The organism is Mycobacterium sp. 2YAF39, assembly GCF_052114565.1.
Classification (GTDB): Bacteria; Actinomycetota; Actinomycetes; order Mycobacteriales; family Mycobacteriaceae; genus Mycobacterium.
This window is the reverse complement of the sequence record NZ_JBFREZ010000046.1, coordinates 1-457: the sequence shown is the minus strand read 5'-3', so window position 1 is coordinate 457 and position 457 is coordinate 1. Positions and strand designations below refer to the sequence as shown.

General features: G+C 68.1%; 1 protein-coding gene. It reads right to left on the bottom strand.

Going from position 1 to position 457, the window contains the following annotated elements; all coding sequences use genetic code 11:
• Positions 1-202 precede the first annotated feature (202 nt).
• Positions 203-457 (bottom strand): hypothetical protein (locus tag AB4Z42_RS28400; protein WP_442012581.1); only part of this gene is annotated, 255 nt, incomplete at its 5' end.

Sequence of the window (457 nt, the reverse complement as noted above, 5' to 3'; positions counted from 1 at the left end):
GGGCGGCTTGCCCGCGCGCTTGCGGCGCGGCACATTTTCCACGGCGGGCTCCGCGCTGATCTCGCGCGCGCGGCGGCGCTCCTTCGCCGGTGTCGGGGTGGCGATCTCGGGTGTTGCCTGGCGCTTAGTCATCCATGCCTCCTTGATACGCGGCGCGTAGCCGCACTCAACAGACCGACCGGCGCCATCAGGGCGCAACTGCCTATGACGCCGGCAACAATTCCTTGTCACGAATCTCTGGCCAGTCGCGCAGGAAGGCTTCCCCATCGCGACGTCCGAGATCGTAGGCGTGCGTCATCCCCTCGGGCCGGGTGTAGTCCCAGCTGGAGATCGGCACACGTTGCGAAGGTTGCAGATACAGGCGGCGCTGGCCGCCCACGTCCAGCGCAAAACGGCGCGGGCGCGGGTACAGCCGCGTCACCAGCACCAGCACATTGCCCGGCGCGGCATCCAATGT